At 42.4% G+C, this 14,301-nt stretch carries 14 protein-coding genes; all 14 read right to left on the bottom strand.

Going from position 1 to position 14,301, the window contains the following annotated elements; translation table 11 throughout:
- Nucleotides 1–22: 22 nt before the first annotated feature.
- Entirely contained in the window at nucleotides 23–1,954 is a 1,932-nt protein-coding gene (locus CA600_RS12825; protein ID WP_094870530.1) for an Mbeg1-like protein, read from the bottom strand.
- A complete protein-coding gene (locus tag CA600_RS12830) occupies nucleotides 1,954–2,748 on the bottom strand; it encodes a hypothetical protein (protein ID WP_143812142.1) in 795 nt (264 codons plus the stop codon). The genes CA600_RS12825 and CA600_RS12830 overlap by 1 nt, the downstream gene beginning before the upstream one ends.
- A 76-nt stretch (nucleotides 2,749–2,824) precedes the next feature.
- Entirely contained in the window at nucleotides 2,825–3,964 is a 1,140-nt protein-coding gene (locus CA600_RS12835) for an Mbeg1-like protein (protein ID WP_094870532.1), read from the bottom strand.
- 93 nt (nucleotides 3,965–4,057) lie between these two features.
- On the bottom strand, nucleotides 4,058–4,357 hold the full coding sequence (locus CA600_RS12840) for a WXG100 family type VII secretion target (RefSeq protein WP_042125627.1): 300 nt from the start codon (nucleotides 4,355–4,357) through the stop codon (nucleotides 4,058–4,060).
- Between the two features lie 42 nt (nucleotides 4,358–4,399).
- Complete coding sequence (locus CA600_RS12845) at nucleotides 4,400–4,747, bottom strand: WXG100 family type VII secretion target (RefSeq protein ID WP_094870533.1); 348 nt, start codon at nucleotides 4,745–4,747, stop codon at nucleotides 4,400–4,402.
- A gap of 39 nt (nucleotides 4,748–4,786) precedes the next feature.
- The gene (gene essC / locus CA600_RS12850) at nucleotides 4,787–8,647 is read right to left on the bottom strand and encodes a type VII secretion protein EssC (RefSeq protein WP_179281610.1); all 3,861 of its coding nucleotides are present in this window, start codon (nucleotides 8,645–8,647) and stop codon (nucleotides 4,787–4,789) included.
- A gap of 5 nt (nucleotides 8,648–8,652) precedes the next feature.
- Nucleotides 8,653–9,480, bottom strand: coding sequence for a DUF5050 domain-containing protein (locus CA600_RS12855; RefSeq protein WP_094870535.1), 828 nt, complete (start codon nucleotides 9,478–9,480; stop codon nucleotides 8,653–8,655).
- Between the two features lie 14 nt (nucleotides 9,481–9,494).
- Nucleotides 9,495–9,725: an EsaB/YukD family protein gene (locus CA600_RS12860; RefSeq protein ID WP_094870536.1), complete on the bottom strand. Its 231-nt coding sequence runs from the start codon at nucleotides 9,723–9,725 to the stop codon at nucleotides 9,495–9,497.
- 17 nt (nucleotides 9,726–9,742) lie between these two features.
- A complete protein-coding gene (locus tag CA600_RS12865) occupies nucleotides 9,743–10,240 on the bottom strand; it encodes a hypothetical protein (protein ID WP_094870537.1) in 498 nt (165 codons plus the stop codon).
- A gap of 15 nt (nucleotides 10,241–10,255) precedes the next feature.
- Complete coding sequence (locus CA600_RS12870) at nucleotides 10,256–10,735, bottom strand: hypothetical protein (RefSeq protein WP_094870538.1); 480 nt, start codon at nucleotides 10,733–10,735, stop codon at nucleotides 10,256–10,258.
- A gap of 17 nt (nucleotides 10,736–10,752) precedes the next feature.
- Nucleotides 10,753–10,947: a hypothetical protein gene (locus CA600_RS12875; protein ID WP_094870539.1), complete on the bottom strand. Its 195-nt coding sequence runs from the start codon at nucleotides 10,945–10,947 to the stop codon at nucleotides 10,753–10,755.
- 29 nt (nucleotides 10,948–10,976) lie between these two features.
- Complete coding sequence (locus tag CA600_RS12880) at nucleotides 10,977–11,858, bottom strand: hypothetical protein (RefSeq protein ID WP_094870540.1); 882 nt, start codon at nucleotides 11,856–11,858, stop codon at nucleotides 10,977–10,979.
- Complete coding sequence (locus CA600_RS12885; RefSeq protein ID WP_094870541.1) at nucleotides 11,855–12,838, bottom strand: hypothetical protein; 984 nt, start codon at nucleotides 12,836–12,838, stop codon at nucleotides 11,855–11,857. Before CA600_RS12885 ends, CA600_RS12880 begins: the two co-directional genes overlap by 4 nt.
- Complete coding sequence (locus CA600_RS12890) at nucleotides 12,816–14,288, bottom strand: ATPase, T2SS/T4P/T4SS family (RefSeq protein WP_094870542.1); 1,473 nt, start codon at nucleotides 14,286–14,288, stop codon at nucleotides 12,816–12,818. Before CA600_RS12890 ends, CA600_RS12885 begins: the two co-directional genes overlap by 23 nt.
- Nucleotides 14,289–14,301 lie beyond the last annotated feature (13 nt).

Raw genomic sequence — 14,301 nt, forward strand, 5'->3', positions numbered from 1 at the left:
CACCCTCTCACTACGTCATCTCTTAGTTCAGGTACATAGTGTTAGTACTTGCACGGGCTGCTGCAACAATCTTGGATTCGATTTCCCGATATTTTGTTACGGTGTATCTTAGGCCTGCGGTTTTACTGTTTATCGCTGTTGTTACACGACTTTTCTGTATTCGGACTTCATTGCTTAAACGCTGAACTTCTCTTAATTGGGCTTGAACATAAGATTCACTGTATGCTCCGCCCACGTTGGAACTTACTCCAGAAGCTAGGGACAATATCCTCTCGACAGCTTCAGCAATGTTTTCTTCCTTACGCACCAGACTTTTCTGCAGACTCTCCAGTTTATCCATATTCGCCAAGATCCTGGCGCCTTGAATAACACTAGCAGATGCAACTGCAATCTTCATAATGGTTTTTGTTATGGTTGATTTGATTTTGCTGATCGCTGAATCTTTAATCGTGCGGACGCCAGCGATAAATTCATCCTTGGTTTTCTTGATTTTAGATTTTACACTTTGGAATATATCGCCCATTTTCTTCATGGCTTTATCTTTTACACTAATCCAATATTCCTTTTGAGCTTTTACATATTGAATGGTGTTATCCACAAACTGATTGAAACCATCTTTTAGTTTGGTCATAAAGTCGGATACTGCATGTCTCACTTTTTGTGCAAATTCCACAATTTTATCACCGATCAAATTAGTCACTCGAACAGCTTCTGTAACCATGTTCGTTATAAATTCAACACTTTGATTATAGAAGGAAACCACTCTCTCCTTGATGTCCTCTACCTTTTGCTCAATCCAAGGAATCACACTGTCAATGACAAAACCGATCACATAAAGCGCAACTAGTGCTTTTATAGTGCTAACTAACACGGCTAATGCTGCAGTAACGGCTGCCGTAACAACGGCAACAGGCCCTACAGTTACCATTAATAACCCTACTACTGCTATTCCCGCTAACGCTAAGGGCCGAAGATCCACTTCTCCATCTAATACTTTGAATACCCCTTCAACCATACTCACCTTCAGAACATCAGGGACGACCTCCAAACCAACCGTAATATTATGCACGAGGTTAGGGACCAAGGCCCGGGTCTGAGATTCAGAACGTTGAAAGGTTTCATTGTTCTCATCGATCTTCAGTGAGAATAGAGAGTGATGAGCCAGACCGGCCTCCCCTTCTGATTTAGTATCAATATAAATACCCGATGAAGGATTTCTAAACAAGGCCGGAACAATGTCATTTTTATTTCTGAATTCTTTGATTTTTCCGTTTTCATTCATTTCATCGATATTCGATTTGAACTTATCTAGCACATCTCCATTAAATCCCGGAGCATTGAAGGTTGAAGCCGAAACGAGATATTTACGCAGATCCTCCGGCAAAATAAAGGAAGAATATAAGGCCAGGTTGCCGCCGAGCGAGTGCCCGGTCAAATATAAATCATAACTGCCGTCGGTCTTAAAGCTTTCCATGTATTCTCTGGCTTCCGCTTGCTGAATAGCTTCGGTGGAATACGCCGTAGTGCCGTTATTTTTCCAGTCATTGCGGTAAAGTGGGTTATCTATGGGTTCACTACCCCGAAAAGCTGCAACTTTTTCTCCTGTTTGGGTATCGACAGTGAAAGCAACAAAGCCTGATTCCTCTTGCTTATTATTGGAGACCACATTGGAGATTTCCCAATTCTGATATTTGGGTGTATTCATCTGCTGCAGCAGATGACTCCATTGCTCGTATTCTTTTTCTCCGTTAAGATCACTGGGATAACGTTCTTTTAATTTCTGCATACCCTCGGGTGAAGAATAGTATTTGATTACATCGCTGAGTGCAATTTTATCGCCATTATTTTTGTATTGATCAGAAAGCTTGGTATCTACTCCCTGCGAATCCAATATATCTAAATAAACGAGCTGCGAAATTTGCTTCAGTTCTACTTCTGTAAGAGTATCGGCCATTATAGTCCTCCTCTCTGCTCCAAGCTCTTCACTCTTTTTTCTTTCCAGGTCTCAATAAAACCCAGAATTTTCTCGGGGGACTCTTCAACTTCACCATCCATTCCAAGGGTGTATCCAACTCTGGTCACCACACTTAGAACGCCTGACTTTTTCTCTTCGTCACTATAAAAATTATCTACGGTATCTTTTGATTTTTTAGCTTCCTCAAATTTCTCGTAAGCCTCTGGTGTGAGATAAATAATCGAAATTAGAGAATTAATGTATTGATTATCCGCAAGCTGATTAGCAAAGCTGAGATAATGTTCGGATTCAGCTTGCGAATTCATGTTTCCCTTAGCGTCCATATAATCATCTGCATTCAAATAAACTTTAACTAGTTGTGTGTTCATCGGATAATGATCCAAAAACTCCTTGTATGACATTCCAGTATCTGAATGTTCAGGGTAGGTTAACCCTGTATCGTTAGCTATGATCAGCTTACTGTCTGGCCAAATTCTTTTTGCTAGTTCTTGAATCGGCTGTTCTGCATTTTTGGCTACTGCCTGATTTAGATATTTGTCATATACCTTTTTCAGATCCTTAGTGATTTCAACAGGAACTTTTAGGGTCGCGTCATGCTTCGGTCGAACAATCGCCTTCAAAGTATTGTTGTTCATCGTTCCCCAGCTGCCGCCTATACCATCAAGAACAAATTCCTCACCATACTTTTCCTGCAAAGAACTTAAGATTTTCGTTTCCGCTTTCTCATCTTTAGAGGCACAGCCCATAAAGCTGAACATTGATAATATCAACATCAGAGTCCACACCTTCCTTGTAAAAAAAATTTTCATGCCGGCTTCACTCCTTTATGATGACATCCTATTAACTCCCTTAGAATTCAAAATCCAGCTTCAATTCTGGATATTTGAACATTTGATTCATGTACGTTTCAACCACCTTATCAAGGTGCGCCGTCATTTGGCTGGTTAGTTTTTCCATACGCTCCATGAGGGCATTTATCAGCTTATCCAACCATTCCTCTACGTGGTCCATCAGCTGATCCCCCACCGGACTGCAAATCAGAAGGATGGATAAGACAGCTTGTGTGATTTCATTTAGCTCCTCTGCCGTTTTCGCCGCCTCTAGCATGGCTGCTTCGGATAAATGTTCGAACTTCGCACGAATATCATCAAATAAGAAGGATTCCGGAATATGATTGATTTCAGTTCTCCACTCACTGAACTTTGCATCCAACATTCGATCATATTTGTGGGCGATTTCTATCATTGCACCTCGCACTTTCCCTACATCCAGCTGATCCATTAAGGTAAATATCACATACCCCAAATGATCAGATGCACGTTCGGTTAGTCCGACTGTATCTCCAAATCCGCTCATCACAGCATCAAAAACAGGCGTATGATCTTCTGTTAGCGTATTAATCTTGGACAACAAGGCATAGGTATTCCCTTTATCACCTGTAATCACATTCCCCTTGGAATCAAAGGTATAGCGCTGCCAAAGGGAATCAGGGATCATGAATTCTGTTCCTTCTAGACCCGATTTAGCAAATACAATCTCTTCGTTATGTTTGCCTAAGGCGGATACTAGACTGTTGTAGGCCACAATATTTTTAACCTGAAGCTTTTCATTTTGCTTAGCGGACAGAATGTTTGCGATCCCCGGTGCGTCGAATACTACACCACCAATCCCCTCATTAACCGATGCTGCATAAAGAGCTAACGCTCCACCCATGGAATAACCAGTAACTAGGCAGTCTCCCTTTCCTTTGTTCTTCATTGCAAATTTTGAGGCTTCCTCCGGCATGCTGCTTTGGCCGCTTAGCAGAGACTGCAGATCAGCGAGCCAATCTTCGCCTTTATATGTAAAGATAATTAATCTATCGTCATGCTCATTTTTATAGGCATAGGCTGCTGCACCAGCAAAGGCTAGACTATCCGTTAGCTCAAGCCCATCTGCTACTTCTACAACGGATACCAGCTTTATGTATTGTTGTTCAGTCAGCTTCACTTACAGATCCCCCCAAGAAAAATCATTTCATTCCAATTAAAATCTACTAACAAGGCAGACAGTTTAAGATCTGCCTTGTTATGTATACCTGCATTATTTTCCGCGCAGTTTACTTGCCATTTCTTGCTCGGCTTGTTGCTTGATGTTAGCGATTTGCGTTAGGTTCTTACTGATATTCTCTACACAGAGAACAAGCTCTTTAAAACTAGGCATAAGTCCGTCGAATTGTTGTACAAACGCTGTTTGTGATTCCCCTTGCCACCAACCGCTAACCGCATGAATTTCAGTCTGCAATTGTTTGATAAGTGTATCCGCATTACTTGCTTTAGTCTTAATAGACTTAGCTACTCCTAGTGCCTGATCCGGATTAAATGTAAGATTGTTTCCCGCCATTTTATTCACCTCCTTTCAAAGCATTAATCTTTGTTCTCGTCATTACTTTTGGCTTTGCTTTTGTTTTTCCAATTGTTTTTGTTTCAGTACCTCTTGTGCTGCTTTCTCTGCCAGTCTTCGCTTCTCTTCTCTTTCCTGTTCGGCACGGCTCACTTCTGAAGCCACTCTTTGAACTCCACTTCCAAGCCTATCTAGCGTTCTAAGCAGGGCCTTTATCTCGTGGTCCAGCGCATAGTATTCACTTTGAAACGCTTTAGAAGCTGTGCCAGTCCAGTAACTAGACGATTGTGTGTACTCGCTTTGCAGTTTTTTTGAAGTACTATTCACTTCATTGGCTAGTCTATGGATCTGTGAAGCCTTTCCCCTAATTTCTGATGGACTAACTGACATCTCTGCACCTCCATCTTAAACTCCCATCCCCGCAGCAACTCAGTTGTCCTTGCTCAACACAGCGCATCTTAGTCCCGTGTATTTGTTCTTTACAATGAGATAGCCATCGCCTTGCTCCCCACTCTTCTCCTGGGTTCCATAAGGTAAAGACACATTGTACAGATTTTGTTCTTTCATTCTACCCAGCAAGATCCCGGTCTGCTCTTCTCTTATGGTCTTGCCCAAAGAATCCCAATTAGAGGTAAGATCACTTGTATTGTCTGCCGCTAGAACAGCTACCTTCATGCCGCGTTCTTGCTTCACAATCCGCTCAATCAGCTCATGCAGCATGTACATGTCTCCACTCGTAAATTCACTTAGGCGATCAATGACAAAGATCATTTGCTTCCACTGTTTCATCAGCGCACCAACATCACCGCCGGACATCCTGCAAGAGAAAAGCTCGTTGCGTCTAGATTCCAATTTATCCGTGATCCCATCAATGAAATCATCCAGATCATCCACGTTCGCTATATCCGTTACGAAAGGCTGCTTCATCAGTTCATAAATGCCCATAGCGGATGAATCCAGCGCATATACCTCAAGATCCTGTTTATCACTCAGCAGCTTCATCCACGATACAAGTAAAGTGCTCTTGCCTGACATAGCCTCTCCCGTTACCATCAGCACTGGTGTTGCGAGAAGGTCTACAAACACGGGCTGTAAATCATTGTTGGCCAAGCCTATTGCTAATATCTCTGTATCCTTATTGAGTGCTCTCAGGTCAATGGTAGAAGGCATCATCGGAATTGGAGCTGCTCCGCTAAGATTCAAAGCTTCCATTCTCTCCAATAAGAGCTCCGTGGCGGTATGTTCATATTCAGGAAGCGAAGTCTGGAATTCTAAAGGCGGCTTGCCCCGTACTAATCCTCTGCCTGCAACCTTTACCGGTTCCAAGCCTTCTGTTCTTCCTACAATTCCTTCATATTCACTTTTCTCCGTCATTTGGAAGCTAACCGCCATCTTAAAGTTGACCGAAAATTTATATCTGACCAGAGCACTATTGGTAGCTGTAGCTACCATATAGATACCGTACTTAAAGCCTTCACGAGCCAGCAGCACCATTTGTGCGTCAAAGTCTTCGTAAGTCTCTGATAATGCGAAGTAGTTGTCGACCATAATTACCAATGCTGGCAGTTTTCGTCCACTTTTACGATAATCACTGAATCCCTCACTACCGGTAGCTTCAAATAACGTTCTTCGTTCCTCCATGACCCTGAACACAAAACGCATAAACTGGTCAATCTTTTCTTCTTGCTCCAGTGTCATAACCCCACCGACATGAGGAAGCTTCTCCATAGCTTTGAGAGAGCTACCGCCAAAATCCATAATGTAGATGTTGACGTCATCCGGTGGATACATCAGAGCCAGCGATATACATAATGTTTTGAGGAACACGGTTTTACCTGTACCCGGCGTTCCATAGACAAACAGATTCCCTTCAGATGCAAAATCAATCTCCACCGTTTCCTGTTTCTGTTTTCTTGGATCATCCATAATTCCTACCGGCACACTGAGCAGCTTCTGCTGCTGAGGCCAGCTATTATTTGCAAAGCTATTCGTCAGTAATGAATTCAGGTAGACTAGTTCAGGCAACGGCGGCAACCAAGGTCCTTTTATTGGAGAAATCCCATATTGCTTGGCGGTCTCCGTAATGTATTCAACCATGGCATGCAGTTGGGAAGTAGAATCGTTTTTGGCGATTTTCTCTTCCTCCAGCGGAAAGATCTGCTCGCTTCTACCATTCAGGGCCACTTTGTAGATTCGTTTGGGCTTGTTCTCCTGTCTCTGCAGTTCACCCTTGGGATCATAATCAGCACCGGAATAAGCAGACTGGAATAACTCAAAGATCTCATCATTTCCGACCTGTATATACGCTCGTCCCGGCTCCTTTATCATGGCGGCATCTGGACGTTTAATAACATCCTTACTATCCGCTTCATCCTGTACCTTCAGACATATTTTGAATTTCGAGTTGCTCCATATCTGGTCATCCACTACACCAGCAGGCTTCTGGGTGGCAAGAATTAAATGAACACCAAGACTTCGGCCAACACGCGCTGTGCTCACCAACTCTTTCATGAAATCAGGTTGATCCTGCTTCAGCTCCGCGAACTCATCCGCAATCATAATCAGATGGGGAATAGCCGGCATATCACCTTTGATATTGTTGCTATAAAATAATTTCTGGTATTTATCAATATTATTCACGCCATATTCTGAGAAAACACGTTGACGCCGCATGAGCTCACTTTTAATAGATAGGAGGGCTCTCGTCGTTTGATTCCCATCCAAGTTCGTAATGGTACCGACCAGATGAGGCATTCCCTTGAATACATCTGCCATGCCTCCCCCTTTATAATCGATGAGCACAAAGGCAATATCATGGGGGTGATAATGAATGGCTTGAGAGACGATAATGCTCTGCAGCAGTTCACTTTTTCCGGAACCCGTCGTCCCGGCTACAAGACCATGGGGTCCAAACCCCGTCTCATGCATATCCAGATGTAAAGCTTCTCCACCAGCCCTCACCCCTATAGGAACGCTCATACCCATATAGGTTTTGTTACGGGTCCAGTTCAGCATTACATTTACTTCAGATACCTTTTCGTTCTGCAGCATTTCCATCAGCGTGATGGAGGATGGAAGCGAGAAATTAGCACTTGAATTTTTGATACGAAGCGGCGCAAGCTTTCTCGCCACCAGGTCCAAGTCCTTTATTTCTGTCTGGTCCGGAGTAAACACGATCTTCTCTCCGGTTAATCGATTGGCCATTTCACCGCTTTTTCCGTTCAAATGAATAACCGTTTTACAGTTCATGGGCAAATAGGCAGAATTCTTGGCGATAAAAAGGGTAGATACCCCAATTTGTGCACTGCCGTTGTACAAATATTTACTGATCAGCTCATTCTCAAGCAAAGAAGTATCTTCTACAATAAAGAGATAATGCGGCAATACCCCGCCAACCAAAGACTTCATCTCTCTCTCCTTCAAAGCGCCATAAATCTCGGACAAGGTCTGATGGGCAATGGCCTTACCACATAAGAGAAATCTGATATTGAAGCCGTCATCCCATAGATGGGGTACAAATTTAAGCCAATCCCATTTCTCCAGCTCATCCTCCGCGGCAAGAACAATAACTCTAACATCGTCATAACCATGATGAGTCACAAGCTGAAGCAGCATCAGCTTTATAAGTTCGGCTGTCTTATCGCTTTCACCGGCAATTCCGCATATTTCGGAGGTTACCAGATTAACCGTTATGGGAACATTCGAGACCTTTTCGAATTCCATAGCCAATCTCTGCGGCTCCATCAAAAGCGGGTCCGTTTCAAGGATGATAGCCTGCTTAGTGTAATTGATATGCAGTTCCAGCGGTGCACTGCCCACTCCGATCCGCAGAGCCAAAAAATCATTATGGGAAGGCGTTTTTTCCCATAGCTTGTTATCTCTCCGCATAATCCTCTGCACACATTCCGCTGGCTCCGGACTCATTTCATTCATAGCCTTAATCTGTTGTTCGCGAGCAATGGATAATTCACTGCGCACATCGGTTATAAATTGGAGATACTTCTCTTCTCGCTCCTTCTTTTTCCGTTTATATTTTCTAATCTGCGTTGTCGCTCCTGTAAGAGAACCGATTAAGGTCATCACTGTAGTTGCAACCGAGATCAATAAGTAAATGGACTGTGAAGTCATCGCAATTAATACGGTAATAATCAACATCACGATTGGTGGAAGTAATATTCCGAACCAAGAGATTTCTGGTTTCTCATTGATCATGGGTGGATTAGGAACATCCATTTCTCCCCGGGGCATATCTGGTAGGAAACGGGGCTGACGACTGAATTCATAGCTCATTAGATCTACCTTCCTGTAAAGGTTATTGTCTCCGCCTCTCCACCAAATAGCGAGATTCGATGCCATTCACGACCACTGCAAAAATAAAGGTCATTGTCCAGAACATGCAAGAAATCAGCGTTCTCTCCACATATCCGAATACTGCCCCCATGCACTGGGTCTACTCGATAAATACTGTTACCGTTTAACCGATTAGCACAATAAAGATATCTGCCATCCGTGCTCATACTAAGGACATCCATGTTGTCTACAATAGTTACCTTTTGACTCTCCACATCAAGCAGCGTCAAGCAATGTCTATTCTTAGGATCTGGAAAACATAGCTTATTTCCTATTCGGACCAGTGAACTTGTAGTCAATTCACTAATCCTTTCTCTATCCTCACCGGATTTTGTGCTCCGCTTAATCCCACTTGACGTAGCATAGTAGATTTGCCCTTCATACAAGAGAAAGCTCTCTACATACTCATCGATCAACTTCATATCGTGTTTCCCATTAGTAGCACAGCGATACAATCGATGGTCCTCTTCGTGAATATAGTAGATCCAATCTTCACATCGCCGAAGCTGATAACAGGGCTTATCTAACAAGACCTCTACCTGCTGCTTTACAATATCTAGCTTGCAGAGCACATCACCCTTTAACTGATCACTGTAATATAGAGAGTGGCCAGCCTCATTCATGAACCAGAACAAACCCTCGTAATGAATCGGCTCCGCTTGAGCATTCTCTCTGTCCAAGGAATAAGTTCCTGAATAATTCTTAATATCCGTAATAAAGATCGCTTCTCCAGCTTTCACAATTAATCCGCCATTTTGCAGGTTACCATTCATTTCATCACCCCTTCTCAGATAAGTGTGAGGAGTGCGCCATGGGCTACACCTTCTTGATCCAAGGTTTTATTATTATTTAATATTCTGCCTAGCGGCTCAGCTTGAAGCTTGAGGTCATTGCTCTTCTTTAAATTCAGGGAATCTGTTAGCATATTTAGCAAATCTTCTATCACTACAAACCCTGGAACTTTCAGATCAATTCGTTGAGCAGTATCCGTTTGAAGAGTCACCATGATATAGTCCATGCCGATAGTTCCTTTCATCAATTCTTAACGGAGAGAATATAATTTCTTTCACTAATTAATTGATAACCCACATCTCTTTCTGCTTCTTCAGCGAGCTTTAAATATCTAGTCTTAAACTTATAGGTCGCTTGCGCCTTTACATCTACTTCGGATACCTGTTGTCCGGTCTCCATATTTTCTTCATCAGAAAAATCTAAACTTACGGTAAAATCATTGTATCTTCCATCATTAGATGTAAATGTGAGTGTATTATCATCACGGCTTTGCTCCGATACATTGAGCGCACTCTCGAAAGCATCAGAGAAGTATTCCTTGAACCTCTCCTCGTTAATTTTTGCATCTAGTCCACGAAGCAGTTCATACTCCAAGCTCCGATCCTTGGCTGCACGGCAAGCATTAGAGATCGCAGTGCTCAGCACTACCTTTTCTCGAAATACAATCCCCATCTCTACCAAAGGCTCTACAGCAATCGAAACCAGAATGATCGCTAATATCCCTATTGCAAGATTTCTCATTCAAAGTCATTCCTATCAATCCATATAGTAGTCCAGATCCTTATAATGCTTCAGCCCCGTTGTTGACATAGAGAATTGGACCGGGATTTCACGCTCGAGCTTCTTTCCCCATAAAGTAATAGAAAAGGGATAAACAGCCTTAATCTCGACTGTAAGCGGTTCACCTCTTTGCCGATACGGTTTGTTCATTTCATTCCATTCGTAATAGGAGGTTTCATCATCATTTCCAATTGCATCATCTTGATCCACATTAGTGACTGTAATGGAAATATCATCAGCCTTATCCCGGTAAATAGGGCGCTCCTGTAATCTCTCCATAGCATCCTCATAATACGATTCCTTCAGGTAGTTATCTCCTGCTACAATCTGTGAGACACTATAGGTCTCCGTCACTAGCGTTAAATACCATGGAAAAAAGAAAGCCAAATTCACAAACAGCAAAATCGTAACCGATGTCAGGATGGTAAGTAGTACTGCCTTTGCTATCCCTTGCATTATGCTTTCACCCCAAATTAGCTAACCATCTTTTTAATCAAATCTTCAAATAAAAATGTCCAGATATCATCTATCCATCCGACTAGCGCGCCGTCTTTCAAATAAGTAACTACCACGCCAATTACAATGATAACGCCGACCGTAATCGCGATTTGCTTGATGCCTACTTCTCCTTTTTCCTCCACTAGCAATCCCTTTAGATCTGTTTTCATTCGTGTATCCCCCTATAAATAAATTTGACTTATTGAAACATCTTCATTGAACTCAGAATGGTAAATAGATAGTACATAACGATATAAATAGCCAATACTATAATAAGTAGAAATTGGATTCTTGCACTGCTTCGCTGCCTAGTCTCCAGCTCTTCTTCCAATGCCCTGATTCTGAAGCCATCCAGTTCATTCTTGAGATACGCCATCTGAGACACATTATCGTACCCTTTAAGCCTAGTCTCCATAATGTCGCAGAACTTGATCACATAATGCATTGGAATTCGTTTCTTCAGCTGCTTAAAAGCAAATTCCTCTCCGTAATCAATATTGTCGAGCATCACACCAAGCTCCTCCGCAATATCCGGATTGGCACTTGGAATGTAATCCTTTAGGACATCCGAGAAATGAATATTGACCGACTTTGTATATTGGTAGTAGACCATACTATAAAAGGCTGGGAAATCCAGTGATATATTTTTGTTCTTCTTATCAATAATCTTCTCCAGCTCCACTACAGGGTAGAGCCAGCCCAGCATGATGAAAATGGCGGAGACACAGCCAAGCAGGATGTTGACCTTCCATAACAGCAGCATGATCACAATAGCAACTAACGTGTACATCAATTGTTCAGTGCGTATTTCCTCTGGGGTCTTCTGAAGATCCAGTCGATCAATGATTTTCTTGAATCTGAGTCTTTCCGCACTGCCTAAAAGCCCTTTAATATATTTCTTGGCAATCCTACGTTTATATTGGCTGAACCTCTCTTGGAACGCCGCATTTTTACGCTGCTTCATATAATGACGTGCACGCTTTTTCTGTTTTCGGCTCACCGGTTTGAAAAAGGGATACAACAGAATCTTGATCAAATACAGGATAGAGAGCATAGCAATAAGCTTTACCAGGAATATCATCTGCGCTCACCACCCGTACCGACGTTTCCTTGGAGCACCTGGCTCCGTGCAAAGCTTAAACAAATGACACTAATCAAAACAGTGTTAATCAATTTCCCCACATTACTTACTAACATAAATTGTCTGAAATCCTTTACTGTCAATGCATATAAGAAAAATAGCACAATGATTCCTGTCTTAAACATAAAATCACGATTCATCTTTCTGAAAATCCGTTCCTTCTTGGAGTTAATCTCGCGCAGCACGGCATTTTCATCTACAATATCGAGAAAAATGTCTGCCATTCCTTTTCTCTCGTTATATTCGAAGACAACCGCTTTTTTCGTGAAATTATCGAATTTAGGGCCAAGCTGTCTATTTAATAGCGTAATGGCTTGCTTAAAGGAATAACCGTTATTATCGCAATTATCTATAAACTGCTGGAAATATGGCCTAAGGTTAGGACTGATATATTCCTCGCTCTCCATCACCTTTTTAATTGCAACAAGTACACCTTCACGGGCCAGTGGGCAAATTACATCTTCGGCATCCATAATGTTCTCCAGCCGTTCCGTCTGAATGGCTCTAGACTGCATTACAAAAAAGGTGAACAAGCATACAAAGATTGAAATGGTGATTACAACAGAAAGCGTAACACTATTCATGAGCAGCACTACTAACAAAGCTATAATTGCGAAACAAATGCACAACATCGAGGTAAAGCTCTCTAGGGTAAATGGCATATTAAAATCCAAAATCAGGCCCTCTACCATTCGATTGTATTTCGCATAAATATTTTCCTTCTGCCTGACGATTCGTTCCTTCTTGATACGGTCGACATAACGCTTCGTATTATACTTGCCTAGGTACTCTGCGAGGGTATCCATAACGTCGAGAACATATCTTATAGACCCTTGAAAATACTTGACCTCAAAAATGGCGTTAAATAGTACAAATGCAGCCGTACCTAGAAGTAGACTAATGATTAAAGTTGTATTCATCGAATTCGTACACCTCTGTTTCGCTCTCCAAAGGATCCTTGGTAAAGAACTCAAATCTGCTTCTCTTAATTCCAGCCTTGAGCATAAGCTGCTGTACCTTCTCAGAGATCTTACCAACACGTAAATGTCTGCCGACTATTCTAAGCGTCTTCTTACCGTCGATCATCTCTTCAATAACGTCATCACAATCAAATCGGTAAATCTGATTAATCAGTGGATTCAAGCCATCCGAGCCCAAAATTTCTGAAATCGAGGTCACTTTACGAGTACCATCTGCCAGTTTCTCTTGAAAAATCACGAACTTCACAGCACTGCAAATATTCCGAAGTGCAAGCTCCGCTGGCTCATTAGAAGCCATTAGATAAGCCGTTAGAAATCTGAAGATTGCTTCCTTATCTCCCTCCGCATGAAGTGTGGAAAAGAAATAATGTCCCGTCTGTGCGGCTCGAAGTGCAGTGGCAAATTCACCGGGTGTTCGAAGCTCCCCTGGCCCAATCCAGTGAGGCGACTGTCTCATTGCATTAATCAGCAAATTTTCCATCGTTGCTGGGCTGGAGTCATCATCATCAGGGACCGATTCATATTGCAGAACATCATTCATCACTCTGCCGTGTTCGCTATTATCTTCTCTTTGGACCAATCTCATCTCCGAAGGATTCTCAATGGTAATAATCCTAGATAGAGGATTGATCTCCTTCACAAGAATTTCATTTAACGTAGTCTTTCCGCTTCCTGTCGGTCCCACAGTAATCCAAGACAAATCTGATTTCGGAATCAACGACAACAGCTTATACATATTGGATGAGAAGGATTTATTCTCGATCAGCATTTTTGGAACAATACTTTTCTTACTAAACTTCCGAATTACAAAAGCCGGTTGATCATACGGTGAAATCTCCGCATGCGTGGCATTCACTCGATACCCTTCAATTGTTCTGGCATTTACCATTGGGATCTTAGGAATCAGTCGTACCTTGGAGACACCTATGAGCTTAGATATAATTCGTTCCATATGATCACGGTCTGTGAACTGTTGATCCCACTGTAGACTTCTTCCGCCGCTCTCCACAAAGATTTGATCAGGGCCATTGGCTCTAATTTCATCAATGCTGGGATCCTCCATGGCTTTGGTGATAGGTCCATAATGCGTAATTTCATTCGTTAGGGCATTTTTTAATTCTGCTAGATCATAATATCCCTCGACCGAAGGTTTCTGTGCGTCGACAAATTCGTTTATGTATGCCTTCGTCATTTCCCGTTTTCGAGCTGGGTCATTCTCCCGCCTATAAGCGTGTGTTGTTACTTTAGTAATATACTTTTGACATAACTCCAAAGCCTCATCAAAGCTTATAGTCGTATATTTAGTGGTCAGATCCTCCATGTTCTCCTTCGGACCTACCTGATGCAGTACCTTTTGCTGCATATCGCTAATTTTCCCACGTGTCAGCAAGTGCGCTCTCCCC

This window comes from Paenibacillus sp. VTT E-133280 (assembly GCF_002264385.1).
In the GTDB taxonomy this organism is placed as follows: domain Bacteria; phylum Bacillota; class Bacilli; order Paenibacillales; family Paenibacillaceae; genus Paenibacillus_AQ; species Paenibacillus_AQ nitricinens.